At 66.4% G+C, this 16,734-nt stretch carries 12 protein-coding genes; 6 read left to right on the top strand and 6 right to left on the bottom strand.

Features of this window, described 5'->3' with window-relative positions; genetic code table 11:
* Positions 1-100: 100 nt before the first annotated feature.
* Together rsgA and AC1DCU_RS18785 are read left to right on the top strand one after the other, a co-directional pair.
* Positions 101-1,210 carry a ribosome small subunit-dependent GTPase A gene (gene rsgA, locus AC1DCU_RS18790; protein ID WP_478013651.1) on the top strand — a complete coding sequence of 370 codons (1,110 nt, stop codon included), beginning with the start codon at positions 101-103 and terminating at the stop codon, positions 1,208-1,210.
* A gap of 192 nt (positions 1,211-1,402) precedes the next feature.
* Positions 1,403-2,656: a flavohemoglobin expression-modulating QEGLA motif protein gene (locus AC1DCU_RS18785; RefSeq protein WP_032975427.1), complete on the top strand. Its 1,254-nt coding sequence runs from the start codon at positions 1,403-1,405 to the stop codon at positions 2,654-2,656.
* A 446-nt stretch (positions 2,657-3,102) separates the two neighbouring features.
* Here the strand turns inward: AC1DCU_RS18785 and AC1DCU_RS18780 are convergent, their stop codons facing one another.
* The 4 genes from AC1DCU_RS18780 to AC1DCU_RS18765 form a co-directional block, all read right to left on the bottom strand.
* Positions 3,103-5,391: a TonB-dependent receptor gene (locus AC1DCU_RS18780; protein WP_081323768.1), complete on the bottom strand. Its 2,289-nt coding sequence runs from the start codon at positions 5,389-5,391 to the stop codon at positions 3,103-3,105.
* A gap of 176 nt (positions 5,392-5,567) precedes the next feature.
* Positions 5,568-6,308 carry an acetoacetyl-CoA reductase gene (gene phbB, locus AC1DCU_RS18775; protein ID WP_442252359.1) on the bottom strand — a complete coding sequence of 247 codons (741 nt, stop codon included), beginning with the start codon at positions 6,306-6,308 and terminating at the stop codon, positions 5,568-5,570.
* A 25-nt stretch (positions 6,309-6,333) separates the two neighbouring features.
* Complete coding sequence (locus AC1DCU_RS18770; RefSeq protein ID WP_025874116.1) at positions 6,334-7,662, bottom strand: CitMHS family transporter; 1,329 nt, start codon at positions 7,660-7,662, stop codon at positions 6,334-6,336.
* A gap of 75 nt (positions 7,663-7,737) precedes the next feature.
* Complete coding sequence (locus AC1DCU_RS18765) at positions 7,738-8,874, bottom strand: OprO/OprP family phosphate-selective porin (RefSeq protein WP_051584929.1); 1,137 nt, start codon at positions 8,872-8,874, stop codon at positions 7,738-7,740.
* Between the two features lie 327 nt (positions 8,875-9,201).
* On the opposite strand from AC1DCU_RS18765, the gene AC1DCU_RS18760 reads away from it, so the two are divergent.
* The 4 genes from AC1DCU_RS18760 to AC1DCU_RS18745 all read left to right on the top strand — a co-directional run bounded on the left by AC1DCU_RS18760 (position 9,202) and on the right by AC1DCU_RS18745 (position 13,056).
* Positions 9,202-9,891, top strand: a complete 690-nt coding sequence (locus AC1DCU_RS18760) for a response regulator transcription factor (RefSeq protein ID WP_025874118.1) — start codon at positions 9,202-9,204, stop codon at positions 9,889-9,891.
* Positions 9,884-11,275: a sensor histidine kinase gene (locus AC1DCU_RS18755; RefSeq protein WP_032975453.1), complete on the top strand. Its 1,392-nt coding sequence runs from the start codon at positions 9,884-9,886 to the stop codon at positions 11,273-11,275. Before AC1DCU_RS18760 ends, AC1DCU_RS18755 begins: the two co-directional genes overlap by 8 nt.
* Positions 11,272-12,327 carry an ABC transporter substrate-binding protein gene (locus AC1DCU_RS18750; protein WP_478013649.1) on the top strand — a complete coding sequence of 352 codons (1,056 nt, stop codon included), beginning with the start codon at positions 11,272-11,274 and terminating at the stop codon, positions 12,325-12,327. Before AC1DCU_RS18755 ends, AC1DCU_RS18750 begins: the two co-directional genes overlap by 4 nt.
* Before the next feature lie 72 nt (positions 12,328-12,399).
* Positions 12,400-13,056, top strand: coding sequence for a response regulator (locus AC1DCU_RS18745; RefSeq protein WP_033831979.1), 657 nt, complete (start codon positions 12,400-12,402; stop codon positions 13,054-13,056).
* A gap of 59 nt (positions 13,057-13,115) precedes the next feature.
* Here the strand turns inward: AC1DCU_RS18745 and AC1DCU_RS18740 are convergent, their stop codons facing one another.
* Together AC1DCU_RS18740 and AC1DCU_RS18735 are read right to left on the bottom strand one after the other, a co-directional pair.
* Positions 13,116-13,727 carry a hypothetical protein gene (locus tag AC1DCU_RS18740; RefSeq protein ID WP_152543283.1) on the bottom strand — a complete coding sequence of 204 codons (612 nt, stop codon included), beginning with the start codon at positions 13,725-13,727 and terminating at the stop codon, positions 13,116-13,118.
* 319 nt (positions 13,728-14,046) lie between these two features.
* Positions 14,047-16,698: a hybrid sensor histidine kinase/response regulator gene (locus tag AC1DCU_RS18735; protein WP_032975434.1), complete on the bottom strand. Its 2,652-nt coding sequence runs from the start codon at positions 16,696-16,698 to the stop codon at positions 14,047-14,049.
* Between the last annotated feature and the right edge of the window lie 36 nt (positions 16,699-16,734).

Below are 16,734 nucleotides of genomic sequence, written 5' to 3'. Positions count from 1 at the left end.
GCAAAAGGCATGGGGCTTCCATGGTAGCGGAATTGCTGCAGCGCATGGCAAGGGCCGCAGGGCCCGCCAACATTGGGCTGGGCGGCACCACACAGGTAGAATGGCGGCGATGACCCAGACCCCCGATTTCACCGCTCTGCAGACCATTGGCTGGCCCTGGCCGGGCCCGCCGCAGCAGGCCGACTGGCAGGCCGTGATGGCCGCACACCCGCAGGCCCACCCGGCGCGGGTGATCGAGCAGCATCGCACCCACTATGTGGTGGCTGATGGCCCGGAGGCATCGATCAAGGCCGAATCGCTGCCGGAGTGGCAGCGCCCGCGCTTCCCCAGCCACGAACGGCCGGCGGTGGGCGACTGGGTGCTGCTGGATGGCATCCGCATCGTTGCCCTGTTGCCGCGACGTACCGCCATCAAGCGTGGCGCTGCCGGTGAGCATTACCACCAGCAGGTGATCGCCGCCAACATCGATACCGTCTTCATCGTCTGTGGCCTGGATGCTGACTTCAATCCGCGCCGTATTGAACGCTACCTGCTGCTGGTGGGCGGTGGCGGTGCCGAACCGGTGGTGGTGCTGACCAAGGCCGACCAGACCGAGTACAGCGAAGATGCGCTGGCGGTACTGGAAGAACTGGAGATGCAGGGCATCGCCCTGCATGCGATCAATGGCCTGGATGCCGACAGTGTTGCAGTGCTGGAGCCGTGGCTGGGCCCCGGCCGCACGGTGGTGCTGGTGGGTTCTTCCGGTGCGGGCAAGTCGACGCTGACCAACACGCTGCTGGGCGAACAGCGGATGAAGACCAATACAGTGCGCGCCAACGATTCGCGCGGCCGCCATACCACCACCCACCGCGCACTGATGCCACTGCCGATGGGCGCCTGCCTGATCGATACGCCGGGCATGCGCGAACTGAAGCCGACCGGCGAAGAAACGCTGGCCGAAGGCGGTTTCGCCGACATCGAAGCGCTGGCCGCGCAGTGCCGCTTCCGCGACTGCATGCACCAGCAGGAACCCGGCTGTGCCGTGCGTGCGGCGATCGATGCCGGCGAGATCGAAGAGAGCCGGCTGCTGAACTACTTCAAGTTGAAGGAAGAAGTGGCCGCCGCCGCTGCCAAGCTGGCCGTGCGCCAGGCCGAGACCGTGCAGGAACGCGGTGGCCGGAAGGGCAAGAGCCAGCAGTTCCGCCCGGCGGGCAAACCGCGCCGGCGTTGACCCCGCGGTGCCGGAAACCCGCTTCCGGTAGATGCCAACCTTGGTTGGCACGGAGGCGTCCGAAGCCGGCCTCTGCCCGCTCTTGGTGGGTGCCAACCTTGGTTGGCACGGAGGTGTCCGAAGCCCGCCGTCGGCGGATGCCAACCAAGGTTGGCACCTACCAACGCGCGGGCAGGGCGTTATAGTCCGCCCATGGAACCGACCGCGACGCTGGACCGTGACGTGGCCCACCATGCAGCGCTCGATGCGCGCCTGGTCGAGGCCGTAGGAGGCATCCGCCTGCTGGGCCTGACCAGCTGGCCGGCGACACTGCAGGCACCCTTCCTGGACAGCGTGGCCCGTGGCCAGCCGACGCTGCCGGTGGTCGACTACCCGAAGCTGGACTTCAGCGACGAGCGTCGCGCGCTGGCCGCGCTCGCTGCCGAGTGTGACGAAAGCCATCCGCTGGGCCATTACGTGCAGCAGTCCGCGCAGAGCTGGGATCTGGCAGCGCAGCTGCTGGAAGGCCTCGGTACCGCGGCCGTGGATGCCTGTTCGATGCAGTTGTTCGGTTCGCCCGAGCAACCGTTGCCGGGCAACGGACCGAGCACGCGCGATGCGGCGCGCCACTTCATCCAGATTGCTGCCGAACTGGATCACGAACTGCTGGCACCGGAAGAGCAGGTGCCGGTCTCGGCCATCGCCCTGCAGTTGCAGCTGCAGAATGATCTCGATGCGTTTTTCGAATCACGCATCATCCAGGTGCAGCTGGATCCGGAACTGGTCTCGAAGGCGGCTGCCGGACCGACCCGCATCCGCCTGCGCACCAGCGCGCGTTTCAGCGCTTACGATCGCGCGCAGCTGTTCCACCACGAAGCGCTGGTGCATTCGTTGACGGCGTTGAACGGTCGCGCGCAGCCGGTGCTGCCGAGCCTGGCGCTGTCTTCGCCACGGGTGACGGCCACCCAGGAAGGACTGGCGACGTTTGCCGAGCAGATCACCGGCAGCATCGACATCGAGCGCCTGAAGCGCATCAGCCTGCGTACCGAGGCGATCGCGATGGCGCGCGAAGGTGCGGACTTCATCGAGGTGTTCCGCTACTTCTGCGATGCCGGGCAGAACCCGGAAGAGAGCTTCGCGTCGGCGCAGCGGGTATTCCGCGGTGTGCCGCCGAGTGGCGGCCTGGCCTTCACCAAGGACACGGTGTACCTGCGCGGGCTGGTGTCGGTGCATACCTTCTTCCGCCACATGCTGGCCGAGGATCGCCTGCAGGTCTGCCGCTGGTTGTTCGCCGGCAAGATGAGCCTGACCGATGCGATCGCGTTCGCCCCGCTGTTCGAATCGGGTGTGCTGAAGCCCCCGCGCTGGCTGCCGCACTGGATGAGCCGGGCCAACGGCCTGGCTGGCATGCTGGCGTTCTCGCTGTTCGCCAACCGCATCCGGATGGACCAGCTGGCGCCGGAATGAAATGCGTTGGCGGGATGATGCGCTGGCGCCTCGATTGATATCGGTTGGCGGCGGTGGGGCACCCTGGCCAGGACACGCCGTAAACCCATCCATGGGGGCTCGATCGGCGCATCCATGCGCCTCACGGTCCTGGCCAGGGTGCCCCACCGCCGCCAGACAGTTTCCCGCGCGGGCGGCAGCACATCACCGCGCCGAAGGGATTGCGCTTGAAAAGCAAAGAGCCGGGCACTGCCCGGCTCTTTGCTTTTGCTCTTGCTCTTGCTTTCCATTGCCTCCGCGCCGGCGCGGGGAACTGTCCAGCGCGGGTAGGCAGGCCCATGCAGGACCGTTGGCGCCATGGATGGCGCCATCGAGCCCCCATGGACGGGTTTACGGCGTGTCCTGCATGGGCCTGCCTGCCCGCGCCATGCAGGAACAATCAATGCGCCGCAGCGCCCGCTTTCGACTTAGAACTCCGCCGCCACCGTCATGAAGATCTGCCGCGGCGCACTCGCATGGATTGCATACCGCGTGCCCTTCGGATCGGTCGGTGCGAACGAACTCAGCTGGCCCGCATAGCGCTTGTTGGTCAGGTTGGTCGCGTTCAACGACACCCGCACGTTGCGCAGGCCCATGCCCGGGCCGAAGTCGTAGCCGGCGCCGGCATCGAAGGTGGTCACGCCCGGCACCGACTGGTCGTTGGTGTAGGTGTAGTACCGCTTGCCGGTGTACTTGGCGCGCAGGCTGGCGAAGAAGCCATCGCGGTTCCAGCTGATCTCGCTGGACGCCATGCGCTGCGGCGTATCCACGGTGATCTTGCCGGCCACCGGTACGATCGCACCGCCCGAGGTGTAGTCATCCTCGTAGGTGGTCTTGTTCCAGGACAGCGCGTTGTACCACTGCAGGCCATCGACCGGCTTGAGGATGAAGGTCAGCTCTGCGCCATGGCTCTTCACCGAACCGACGTTGATGAAGCGCGTCACGCACTCCGGACGCGTGCCTACCTCGATGCTCGAGCACGGGTTCAACGACAGCAGACGGTTGTCGAACTTCACGTTGTAGGCCGCGATCGACGCCTGGTATTTCTCGCCGAAGGTACGGAAACCAGCTTCCAGGCTCTTGGACTTCTCCGGCTCGAGGCCGGCGCTGGCCGCGAACGATTCCGGCGACACCTGCAGCGGGCCACCGCTGCCGCCGCCGACGAAGGCGGCGATGTTCTCGGCGTACGAGGCGAACACTTCATTGTTGGCGTTGAGCTTGAAGCCCACGCCCAGCTGCGGCAGCACCGATTCCTTGGCGGTCAGCGTACCCGAGGCGATGCTGGTTTCCACGCCCGGCTGGGCCTTGGCAGTCATGCGCGTGTTGGGGCTCTTGATGCCCACGTCCACGGTCAGGCGCTGGTCGAGGAAGCGCATGCGGTCCTGCACATAGAACTGGCGGGTACGGATGTCGAAGTCCTGGTTGAACAGGCGGCGGTCCGGATTCTGCAGGTACAGGTCGTCCAGGAACGGGCCGCTGATGTAGTAGAAGTTGCGCGAGACGTTATGGTCGTTCTGTTCGTACCACACACCGGCTTCCAGTTCGTGGATGCCCAGCGTCCACGACAGCGCAGCGGTCACGCCATCGCGGTTGATGGTGTAGTTGGTGCTGCGGATCGAGATCGGCAGCATCCTGTCGGTGCCCGGGTAGGACGGCTGGCCCGGTGCCCACCAGTGGCCCTGGCCACGGTTTTCGTGGTGGTAGCCCAGTAGTTTCAGGCGGCCCTGTTCACCCAGGCGGATGTCGGCGTCGATCGAGTACAGGTTGTCATCGCGCAGCGCACGGCTCTGGTAGTAGGCATCGTCGATGCTGTTGACGCCGCCGCTGAATGCACAGCGTGCCTTGTTGTAGGTGCCCGGTGCGCAGTATGCAGCCGCGACGGCGCGATCCCAGTCCGGTGCATAGATGTTCCAGTCATAACCCAGGCCGCGCGCCAGCATGTCCTTGGACAGGTAGGCATAGTTGGCCTGGCTGGCGCGCGAGGTGGCGACGAAGGCACCGAAGCGGTTGTCGCCCACGTTCCATACCGCCTTGGCATTGAACTGGCGGGTGGTCTGGTTCTGGTACGGCGCGGCCCACATGTCCTGGTCCTGGTGCACGCCGGACACGTAGGCCGAGAAGCCGTTGATGTCGCCGGTGTCCACCCGCAGGTAGCCGCGGCGCTGGTTGTCATCGCCGACGGTGATGCTGGCGCGGCCGCCGAATTCGGTGGACGGGTCCATCGAGAAGTACTGGATGGTGCCGCCAAGGTTGCTGGTCGAGGCCACGCCCAGCGAGCCGATACCCTGCGACAGCTCGGCGCCGGCCAGGTTCTCGGCGATCAGTGCACGGGCGATGCTCAGGCCGTTGTAGTTGCCGTAGCTGTTGTCGCCCAGCGGGATGCCGTCCAGCGTGTAACCCAGGCGGCTCTTGTCGAAGCCACGCAGGCTGATGGTCTGCGATTCCTCATTGGCACCGAATGCATCGTTGGACTGCACCGACACGCCGGGCAGGCGGTCGAGGATCTTCTGGCCGCTGGTACCCGGCGGCAGCACCTGCTTGTCGACGGTGGTGATGCGCTGCACCTGGCGGGTCTCGCCCTGGCCGATGACCGAGACGGTATCCAGCGTCTGCGCGCTCAGCGCGGTATCGGCGGTGGCGTCGGTGGCTTCAGCGGCATGGGCGCTGGCGGCGGAAAGCGCGATCGCCACGGCGATCGTCAGGTATCGGGTCTGCATGATGGTCCGTTGCATGGGGGATGGTCACCGGCCCGGGGGCGTGGTGCACGGCCACTATGCGAACGGAACATGAAACCTTGTTTACGGAAAACCAACGAACGGCGTCGTGGGGGAAGCCGCGCAGGGCGTGAATCTGCCGGGGGAGGGAAGCAGACCCACGCCCTGCGCGGAGAGGGCTAGCCCATGTACAGGCCACCGTTGACCGGATAGTCGGCACCGGTCACGTAGGAGGCTTCATCCGAAGCCAGCCAGGCACACAGGCCGGCCACTTCTTCCGGGCGACCCAGGCGCCGCACCGGTACCGACGCGGCCAGTCGATCCAGCACGTCCGGTGGGAAGCTGCTGATCGCCTGGCTGGCGATGTAGCCCGGCGACAGCGTGTTGACGGTGACCCCGCGCGAGGCGACTTCAGCGGCCAGCGCACGGCTGAAACCGTGCATCGCGGCTTTTGCCGTGGCGTAGTTCACCTGGCCGATCTGGCCCTTGTGGGCGCTGACCGAACCGATGTTGATGATGCGGCCCCAGCCACGCGTGGCCATGCCATCGACCACCTGCTTGGTCAGGTTGAACAGCGAATTGAGATTGGAGGCGATCACCGCATTCCAGTCCTCCACCGTCATCTGCCGGAACAGCAGGTCGCGGCTGCCGCCGGAGTTGTTGACCAGCACGTCCACCTCGCCGACCTCGGCACGCACTTTGGCGAAGGCCGCGGTGGTCGACGCCCAATCGGTGGCGTTGCCTTCGGAGGCGATGAAATCAAAGCCCTGTTCGCGCTGCTCGCGCAGCCAGTTGGCCTTGCGCGGCGAGTTGGGCGCGCAGCCGGCGACCACGGTATGGCCGGAATGGGCCAGGCTCTGGCAGATGGCAGTGCCGACACTGCCCATCCCGCTGGTGACGTAGGCGATGCGAAGAGTCATTGCAGAACGCTCCTTGGTAAGGAAATCAGGCCGTGAAGGGATAGAGCCCGAACAACAGGCCGCCGATCATCAGCAGCAGCGAAATGGCGATCGCCCACTTCAGGGTGAATTTCTGGTGGTCGGCGAATTCAACCTTGGCCAGCCCCACCAGCAGATAGGTGGAAGGCACCAGCGGGCTGAGCAGGTGCACCGGCTGCCCGGCCAGCGACGCGCGGGCCATTTCCACCGGGGTGATGCCGTAGTTGCCGGCCGCCTCGGACAGGATCGGCAGCACGCCGAAGTAGAACGCGTCGTTGGACATGAAGAAGGTGAACGGCATCGAGGCCACGGCGGTGATCACCGCCAGGTACGGGCCCCAGCTGTCTGGGATGATCGCCAGGAAGCTGTGCGACATCGCCTCGACCATGCCGGTGTTGTTGAGGATGCCGGTGAAGATGCCTGCGGCGAAGATCAGCGCCACCACCGACAGCACGCTGCCGGCATGGCTGACCACGCGGCGGCGCTGTTCGGCCAGGTTCGGGTAGTTGATCACCAGCGCGATGGCGAAGCCGATCATGAACAACACCGGCATCGGCAGCACACCGATGATGAGCGCGCTCATCAGCGCCAGGGTCAGCACCAGGTTCACCCACAGCAGCTTGGGGCGCTTGGTGTCTTCGGCGTCTTCCACGGTCGGCAGCGTGTTGCCGTCATCGGACACGCTGTTGTCCATCCAGCTGCCGCCCTTGGGCAGGGTCACCACGCCCAGGCGACGACGCTCCTTCAGGCCCAGGTACCAGGCCAGCAGCAGCACGCCAGCGCAGGCGATCACCATCGAGGGAATCAGTGGCACGAACACATCGGCAGGATCCACGTGCAGTGCGGTGGCCGCGCGCGCGGTCGGGCCGCCCCACGGGGTCAGGTTCATCACGCCACCAGCGAGAATGGTCACGCAGGTCATGTTCAGCGCGTTCATGCCCAGCCGCTGGTACAGCGGCAGCATCGCCGAGACGGTGATCATGTAGGTGGTCGAGCCATCGCCGTCGAGCGAGATCAGCATCGCCAGCACGGCGGTGCCAAGCACGATCTTCATCGGGTCGCCCTTGACGAAGCGCAGGATGATCCGCACCAGCGGATCGAACAGGCCTGCATCGATCATCACGCCGAAGTAGAGAATGGCGAACATCAACATCACGCCCGTCGGCGCGATCTTCTTGATGCCTTCCAGCATCATCTCGTCGATGCCGGCGGCGAAGCCACCGATCAGGGCGAAGATGATGGGAATGGTGATCAGGGCAACGAGCGGCGACAGTCGTTTGCTCATGATCAAGTACATGAACGTAATGACCATGCCAAAGCCGAGGATGCTCAGCATCATCTGCGGACTCCTAGAGGAAACAGGACGTGGGACGTGGAAGGGGCCCGAGCGTGCGTGCCCGGGGAAAACGCGTTAGAAGTCGAACTGCAGGCGCCCGGTGACCGCGCGCGTGCGATCCACCGTGGCGCCGGCGAGGCGGTCGCGGTTGCGGCTTTCGATCACGTTGAGCATGAAGCGCAGGTTGTCGCGCAGGTACCAGTTGCCGCCCAGCGTCCAGCCTTCGGTACTGCCACGGCGCAGGTCCGGCGCACCATCGAGGTGCTGCGCGCCCCACATCTGGTCGTAGCGCAGGGCCACTTCGAAGGCACCGGCCTTGTGGCGGATGTTCTTGACCCGGGCGAAGCGGCCGGTCTTGCGGTCGTAGGCGCGGCTTTCGCCGGTAACGAACCAGCTGAGCATGCCGTAGGCGGCCATCACGTCACCGCGCTGGGCGCCATCATCGAAGGTGGCGCCGCTGAACTCGCCCTGCCATGACAGCGGGCCGCGCACCTGCGCATATTCCAGCGACCACTTGTTGACGTCGGTATCGCGGCCAGCGGAGAAGTCGACCAGGGTCAGGCGGCTTTCGTCGGACAGATGGCCGGCCGGACGCGGACGGATCTTCAGGCCCGGGGTGCCGTTGCCGCCCGGGTTGTCATAGGCCTCGCGGGCCAGCGACAGGCCCAGGTGCAGCACGTCGCCCTCGCTGGGTGACGGCGCCCAGGTAACGCGTCCACCCGCAGCGCGGCCCTTGACCTGCCAGGCATCGATGCTCTCCAGGCTGTACACGCTGGCCGCCCAGGTGAAATCGCCCGGGTTGGCCTGCCACGAGGCGCCCAGCCGGTACAGCGGCGCCAGCGTGGTGCCGGCGTTGCCGCGCTCCAAGAAGCTGCCGTAGTTGGAACCGGTGCGGTCGTCCAGCGAGAAATACTGCTTGAACTGGCCCACGGTGAGGCGACCGGCATCGCCGAAGCTGCGGCTCAGGTAGACGTCCTTGGCCTCGACACGGTCGCCGGAGAAATCGGCTTCCAGCTTGTAGTCGACCACGAAGAACTTGCCGGACACGTCAACCCAGGCGCGGCGGATCTCGGTGTCGTCCTTGTTCGGCGTACCCCGGTTGTCGTTGTCGAAGGTGGCGAAGTCCAGGTGCAGGCGGCCGCCCACCGTGGCGGTCACTGGACGCTCGTCTTCGGCGAAGGCCGGCGCGGCCAGCGCAGCCAGGGCCATCATGGCGGCAGGACGCCGCCAGGCAATGCTCAATTCCACAAACCCTCCCAGGTGCGCGCCAGGCGCGCGGCAATCGTGGGCACCGGACGGTGCGCGGCCGCAGTCTGTGTCGCGCAAGCTGTCATCGTCCTGTCAGCGGTTTGTGCGGTGCAGCGTAAATGGTCTCCGCTGCGCTCCCCGGGCATGGCCCGGCGCTACCCGGCGACGATGCACCCAGGGGCGCCGATCCATGACCGGAGGAACAGGTCAGCATCGGTAGCGCCCGGCCATGCCCGGCGAGCGCAGCGGCGCCATGCGGTAGCATTCGTTTCCCCTCCCACTGTTGTGCCCATGCGCCTGCTGCTGGTCGAAGACAACCCGGACCTGGCCGATGCGATCATCCGTCGCATGCGCCGCAGTGGTCACGCGGTGGACTGGCAGGCCGACGGCCTGGCCGCCGCCAGCGTGCTGCGTTACCAGAGTTTCGATCTGGTGGTGCTGGATATCGGCCTGCCAAAACTGGATGGGCTGCGGGTGCTGGCCGGCATGCGCGAGCGTGGTGACAGCACACCGGTGCTGATGCTGACCGCACGCGATGGCATCGAAGATCGCGTGCAGGCACTCGATGTCGGTGCTGATGACTACCTCGGCAAGCCATTCGACTTCCGTGAATTCGAAGCGCGCTGCCGCGTGCTGCTGCGACGTGCACGCGGGCAAGCCAGCGAAGTGGTGCAGATCGGCGGCTTCCAGTTCGACAACGCTGCGCACCGGGTGACCCTGGATGGCGAGCCGATCGAGCTGCCCAACCGCGAGTATCGGTTGCTGGAGATCCTGGTCGGGCGCTTGGGCCAGGTGGTGGGCAAGGATGAGATCGGCAATGGCCTGTTCGGCTTCGATGACGAAGCCGGGCCGAATGCCATCGAGCTGTACATCGGTCGCCTGCGCAGAAAGCTGGCGGGCGCGCCGCTGCGCATCACCACGGTGCGTGGTGTCGGCTATCTGCTTGAAGCCAGCGACGGCCCGGCCGATGCCGATGGCTGACGCGCGCAGCGCAAGTGCCGCCCCCGGGTCGCTGCGGCGCACCCTGCTGCTGTACCTGGGCGCGTTGCTGGCGGTGTTCGCGGTGGCGTTGCTGTTCGCTGCACGCGACTACGGCCAGCGCGCCGCCAACCGCTCCTACGACCATCTGCTGGTGTCGTCGGCCCTGTCGATCGCCGATTCGGTGGCATTGGTCGATGGCCAGTGGCAGGTGGACCTTCCGTATGCCGCGCTGGACCTTCTGGCGATGGCGCCGGAAGACCGCGTGTTCTACCGGATCGCCGACAGCCGCGGCAACCTGATCACCGGCTACGGTGACCTGCCTGCGTCGCCGCGGCGGCCGGGCACGCAACCGCAGTTGTTCGATGCGCCCTACAGCGGCGAGATCGTGCGTTTCGTGGTGGTCGGCCGCAGCTTTGCCGCGGCCTCCGCGCAGGGCGAGGTGCAGGTGCAGGTGGGGCAGACCCGGCGTGCACGCGAAGCGGTGGCGCAGGAACTGGTCACCCGCGCGCTGTTGGCCATCGGCGTGCTGTCGGGATTGCTGCTGGCACTGGTGGCGTTCGGCGTGCACCGCGCGTTCCGGCCGCTGGTGCGGGTCGAGCGCGAACTGTCACGCCGTGAGCCGTCCGACCTGAAACCGCTCGATGCGCGCGTGCCACGCGAGATGGACCAGATGGTGGCCGCGCTGAACCGCTTCATGGAGCGCCTGTCCAGCAGCAATGAAACCCTGCGCGCGTTCATGGCCGAGGCCGCGCACCAGATGCGCACGCCGTTGGCCGCGCTGCGTGCGCAGGCACAGCTGGCGCTGGACGACGACGATCCGGAAGACATGCGGCGCAGCCTGCAGGCGATCGAGCGCAACGCCACCCACATGAGCCGGCTGCTCAACCAGCTGCTCAGCGATGCCAGCGTGATCCATCGGTCACATCTGCAGCGCTTCGCCACCGTGGACCTGGCCGAGACCGTGCACCAGGCCCTGCATGAAGCGCTGCCGCAGGCAGGGCCCGCCCCGCGCGTGCAGCTGGCGATGACGGCCGAGCCGGTGCAGGTGCATGGCGACGCGCTGCTGCTGCGCGAAGCCATCAAGAATCTGGTCGACAACGCGCTGAAGTACGGCGGTGATGGCCCCTTGCAGATCGCGCTGACCGCTGAAGGCGGACAGGCCGTGCTCACCATCGCCGACCACGGCACCGGCATCGCCGCCGCCGATGCCGAACGCGTGTTCGAGCGTTTCGCGCGCGGCGAGGGCGCACCCTCCGGCGGTGCAGGCCTTGGCCTGGCCATCGTCAAGCGGGTGGTCGACAGCCATGGCGGGCAGATCGATCTCAGCAATCGACCGCAGGGTGGCCTGGTCGCCACCATCCGCCTGCCCCGGAGCAGCACATGATCCGCCTGTTCGTCGTTGTTGTTGCCCTGTTGCTGGCGATGCCAGCACTCGCCGCGCCGGGCGATGTACGCCGCTTCCCCGCCCAAGGCGCCGCCACCGCGCAGCTGCGCATCCACGGCACTACCGATATCGAGGTCTTCGCCGAGGTCATCGCCGATTACCAGCGGCTGCATCCGGGCAGCGAGGTGGTGTACGAAGACATCATCACCCAGGACCTGTACGCGCGTTACCTGCGCGACCGCAGCGGGCCTGCGTCGCCGGACCTGCTGATTTCCAGCGGCATGGACCTGCAGACCAAGCTGGTCAACGACGGCCACGCGTTGCCACACCGCTCGCTGCAGACCCAGGCGCTGCCAGCGTGGGCGCAATGGCGTGGCGAGGCATTCGGCATCAGCTACGAACCGGTGGTGATGGTCTACAACACCCGCGGGCTGCCGGCCGCGAAGGCGCCGCACACGCGTCGACAGCTCCTGGACCTGCTGCGCGCGGAAGGGGCGCCGTTGCGCGGCAAGGTCGGTACCTACGATATCGAACGCAGCAGCGTGGGCTACCTGCTGGCGACCCAGGACGCCCAGCGCGGCAGCATCGCCGGGGCCCTGCTTGGTGCGCTGGGGGACAACGCGGTGGTGCGCGAGGAGCGCACCGGCGTGCTGCTGGACCACGTGGCCAGCGGCCAGTTGTCGCTGGTCTACAACGTGCTGGGCTCGTATGCGCAGGCGCGTATCGATGCGGGCGCACCGCTGGCCATCGTCGAGCCGGAAGACTACACGCTGGTGGTACTGCGTACGGCGGTGATTCCGCGTACCGGCGCGCACCCGCAGGAAGCGCGGCGCTTCCTCGACTACCTGCTGTCRCCACGTGGCCAGCAGGTGCTCGCGCGGGAAGCGCGGCTGATGCCGATCGTGCGCAGCGATGCAGGCGGCGGGGATGCCCCTGGCCGCAGCCGTCGCCCGATCCAGCTCGGCCCCGGCCTGCTGGTCTACCTGGATGCGCTCAAGCGCCGCCAGTTCCTGGATGCATGGCGCAGCAGCGTGGAGCCGGCGGGGCGGTAGCGCCCGTACTGGTGCTCCGGTAGCGCCGGGCCATGCCCGGCGGAGGCAGTTCGCTGCCCGTACAATGGCCGCATGAGCGAATACACCATCCTGATCGCCGATGACCATCCGCTGCTGCGTTCGGCGGTGGTGCAGTCGTTGCGGCAGAGTCTGCCGCTGGCGCAGGTACGCGAGGTGGCCAGCGCCGAAGCACTGGCCACCTCGCTGGACGCACAGCCCGATGTGGATCTGGTGCTGCTGGACCTGACCATGCCGGGCGCACATGGATTCTCCGCGCTGCTGCACGTGCGCGGTTCGCACCCGGACATTCCGGTGGTGATCCTGTCCTCCAACGACCACCCGCGGGTGATCCGCCGCGCGCAGCAGTTCGGCGCGGCCGGCTTCATTCCCAAGTCCGCGCCTGCCGAAACCATCGGTGAAGCGGTGGCAGCGGTGCTCGATGGTGGCCTGTGGTTCCCGGCGATGGCCGCTGAGCGTTCCGAGGCCGACGCGTTGCTGGCCAGCCGCCTGGCGCAGCTGACGCCGCAGCAGTTCCGGGTGCTGCTGTGCCTGGCCGACGGGCTGCTCAACAAGCAGATCGCCTATGAACTGGGCTTGGCCGAAAACACGGTGAAGGTGCACGTGACCGCCATCCTGAAGAAGCTCGAATGCCACAGCCGCACGCAGGCGGCAGTGCTGGTGAAGGCGCTGGAGCCGGAAGGCGATGCGCGCGTTGGATTGGATGGCTGACAGAGACGGGACGTTGGCGCATGTACTGCGTCGTTGTGGATGCTGTTCCGCTTTCCTGATCAGTTCCCGCTGATCGAATTCAGTTCGGGATCGGTAGAGAACATGAATCTGTTCTCGTATCCCGCGCCGAGCTTCTCAGATACTTCGGCGTAGCTGTATGTGGGAGATGATCGGTCTGACGCCAGTCTGTGGCCCCATGCTTCGTGATCGGCACTGCTTTGGGCGCGAGCGATACCAATGCATATGCTCAGGCCGCACGCGAGGCGATCAAGAACCCCGTCCTGACCCATTGCGCGCTCGAGAGATGATCGATAGTGCCTGGTCAGGTCCTGGGCATCAGGGCTGGACGCTGCGTCGATGGTCATACGGTCGATTGCATCAGAGCTGCTGCGGCTGGATCGCAAAAGGGTTTCAGCTGTCTGGTTCGAGATGCCCCCGTTTGCCATGAATCCGGATTCGACTTGAAGGTACTCGAATGTGCGTTCTCTACGATTGCTGGCCGAAGCTGAAACAGCTTCATTCGAAGACGTTCGGCCGGACCGGCCCGCTGGTTCGGGTAGGTCCGGATGAAAGTAATTGATGCCGCCTTCTTCTGTGGATCTCTGTTGATTGCGGTCTGCTGTTTGTGATTTGCCATCGACGCATCCGCTGCAGTACAGGCCGAGAAGCATTGCCGCGATCAGGCCGAAGTGTCTTGTAGATGCAGGGGGCACGGGACGAGGGAGCACGGTTGTTGCCTCTGGTCTGGCTGGCCGGTTGGCCCGGGCACGCAATTGTCTGATCTTCAGCAACGTTGGTAAGTAGGGCGATTGCTCGTTTGTTGTTCGGACTATGCCCATGCTTCGTCACGAGTACGTCGCTTCCCTTCCTCCTCTCAAAGAGCGGATGGCAAGCGAAGGATGTCTGGCCATCAAGTGGCGGAGCACCCGCTCACGTCAGAGCGTGAACGCTCTGACGCGGGCCGATGGTCCTCGCTCAGGTGCGACTGACTTACCCGCGATGCCGCAACAGCAGCTGCGTCATCAACGCCCGCAGCGCCGGCGGCCGCACGGGCTTGAGCAGGAAGCCCCAACCGTTCTCGGCAGCATGCACTTTCAGCGCATCATCGCGCTCAGCGGTCACCAGGATCACCGGTGGCCGCGCCTTCCACAGCGTGCACAGCGCTTCATACAGGTCCGGTCCGTGCCATTGCCCCATGCGTACGTCCAGCAGCAACAGCTGCGGCACGTTCAGCGCACTGGCGATTTCCAGTGCCCCCTGGGGGCCATCGGCAAGTTCCACATGGCAGCCCCAGCGTTCCAGCAGGGCACGGGTCGCCGCACAGACATGCGGGTCATCATCGATGCTCCAGACCCGACATTGCCGCAGCGGGCTGTCATCGGACGGCTCGGTCGCGACGACCGGCGCCGCCGGCGGCGCAATCACCTCGTCGGCGCGCCCGAGTGCCACGCTCACCGCGAATACGCTGCCCTTGCCCAGCGCGGAACGCAGGCTGATGCGGTGTCCGAGCAGTCGACCGATGCGTTCAACGATGGCCAGGCCCAGGCCGGCGCCCCGTTCCTGCTCCACGCCGTCGTTGAGGCGACGGAATTCTTCGAAGATCTCGCCCTGCAGGCTTTCCGGAATACCTGGTCCCTGGTCATGCACCTCGATGCGCAGCTGGTCGCCTGCACGCCGGCAGCCGATCAGCACGCGGCCACGTGGCGTATAGCGCAGCGCATTGGACAGGAAGTTCTGCAGGATGCGCCGCAGCAGTGCTTCGTCGCTGACGATCACCGCACGAGTGTCCACCCAGTCCAGCTGCAGGCCGCGGCTCTGTGCGGCGATGCCGAACTCGCGCGCCAGGGTTTCCAGCAAGGGAGACAGCGCGAATGCGCGCACCCGTACCTGCAACGACCCCGACTCCAGCCGTGAAATATCCAGCAGGCTGTTGAGGATCGCGTCCTGCGCGGCCAGTGCGGCGTCGATATGGTCGCTGGTCTGTTGCTGTTCGGGGTCGGTGAGCTTGCCGCGCAGCACCGACACGAACATGCGCGCGGCATTCAGCGGCTGCAGCAGGTCGTGCACGGCCGAGGCGACGAAGCGGGTCTTGTAACGGTTGGCCTGCTCGGCTTCGCGGCGGGCTTCGTCCAGATCCTGGGTGCGTTCGGCCACGCGGTGTTCCAGCGCATCGGCCAGCGAACGCAGCTCGCGTGCAGCGTTCTTGTAACTGGTGATGTCGGCATAGCTGGTGACGAAGCCACCGTCGGGCAGCGGGTTGCCGCGGATCTCCAGCACCGTGCCGTCGTCCTTCTCGCTCTCGCGCATGTGTGGGCGGCCACTGCGCAGGTGGGTCAGGCGGCGTTCGATGGCCTCGTCGATCGGGCCGGGCCCCAACAGGCCGCGACGTGCGTTGAAGCGGAACAGTTCCTCGATCGGGCGGCCCACCCGCACCAGTCCCGCCGGGAAGCGGAACAATTCCAGATAGCGCGAATTCCACGCGACCAGACGCTGTTCCTTGTCGATCACCACCACGCCCTGCGGCAGATGTTCGAGGCTGCGGCTCAAGCCAACGTCTGCATCGGTCGCGGCTTCCAGCAGGCCGTCCTGGGCGGTCCGCAGTTCCTGTGCATGCTGCTTGAGCAGGGTTTCCAGTTCACGCCGGCTGCGCTGGCGGTGCTTGGACAGGCGACGCCGTTGCTGCACGAACAGCACCAGGAAACCCAGCGCCAGCCAAGCGGCGGCGCCGGCCACTGCCGCGCCGCGGCCGGCGCTGGTGGCCGCGCTGGCGTCGTGCAGCAGGTGCAGGCTCCAGTCTTCGTCGGGCAGCGCCAGGGTCTGCCACAGCATCGCCTGCGGCAGTGCCGGGTCGAGCAGGCGCACCATGCGGCCGCCATCGGCCAGCACATCTTCGGTGCGCACGCGCAGCGGCTGCAGCGAGCGGTCGGCATACTGCCGCGCCGCGCGCATCTCGCGGCGTTCCTCCGTGCCGAGCGGACGCAGAAGGCGGTAGCGCCAGGCATCGCGGTTGGCCAGGAACACCACGTCGTGGTTGTCGCTGGTCAGCACCACGTCCGGGCTGTTCAACCATTCCTGTTCCAGTGCCGACAGCTCGATCTTGATCACGATCACGCCGATGCGCTGGCTGTCGGCATCGAGGATGGCCTCGGACATGAAGTAGCCGGGCACGCCGGTGGTCATGCCGATGCCGTAGAAGCGACCACGACCATGGGCCAGCGCCTGCTGGTAGTACGGACGGTAGCTGTAATCCTCGCCGACGTTGCTGGTCGGCTGGTCCCAGTTGCTGGCGGCCACGGCCACGCCATCGCGGCCGACCAGGGTCAGTGTCGAGGTGCGGGTAACCTGGTTGGCGCGCTGCAGTTTGAGGTTCAGGCGCTGCCGCTCGGCGGGCTGGGGCGGCACCTGCAGTGCATGCAGCAGGTCCGGGTCCAGCGCCATCACCTGCGGCAGGGTGCCGAACCGGTCGATGCGCTGTTGCAGGCCCTGGCCATACAGCTGCAGCTGCCGCTGCACCTGCGCGCTTTCGGTGCCCAGCGCGCGACGCCAGGCGTAGTGGCCTGCGGCGGCCGCGCACAGCACGGTGCCGGCCACCATCACCAGAATAGTCAGCAACTGCAGGCGGTGTCGGCTGAGCCAGTACATGGCGGCAGTCTACGCAGGGCCGGCGGGCGTGGCATG

It is taken from the genome of Stenotrophomonas sp. 10L48 (genome assembly GCF_056395105.1).
This window is presented reverse-complemented; position numbering and strand designations above follow the sequence as displayed.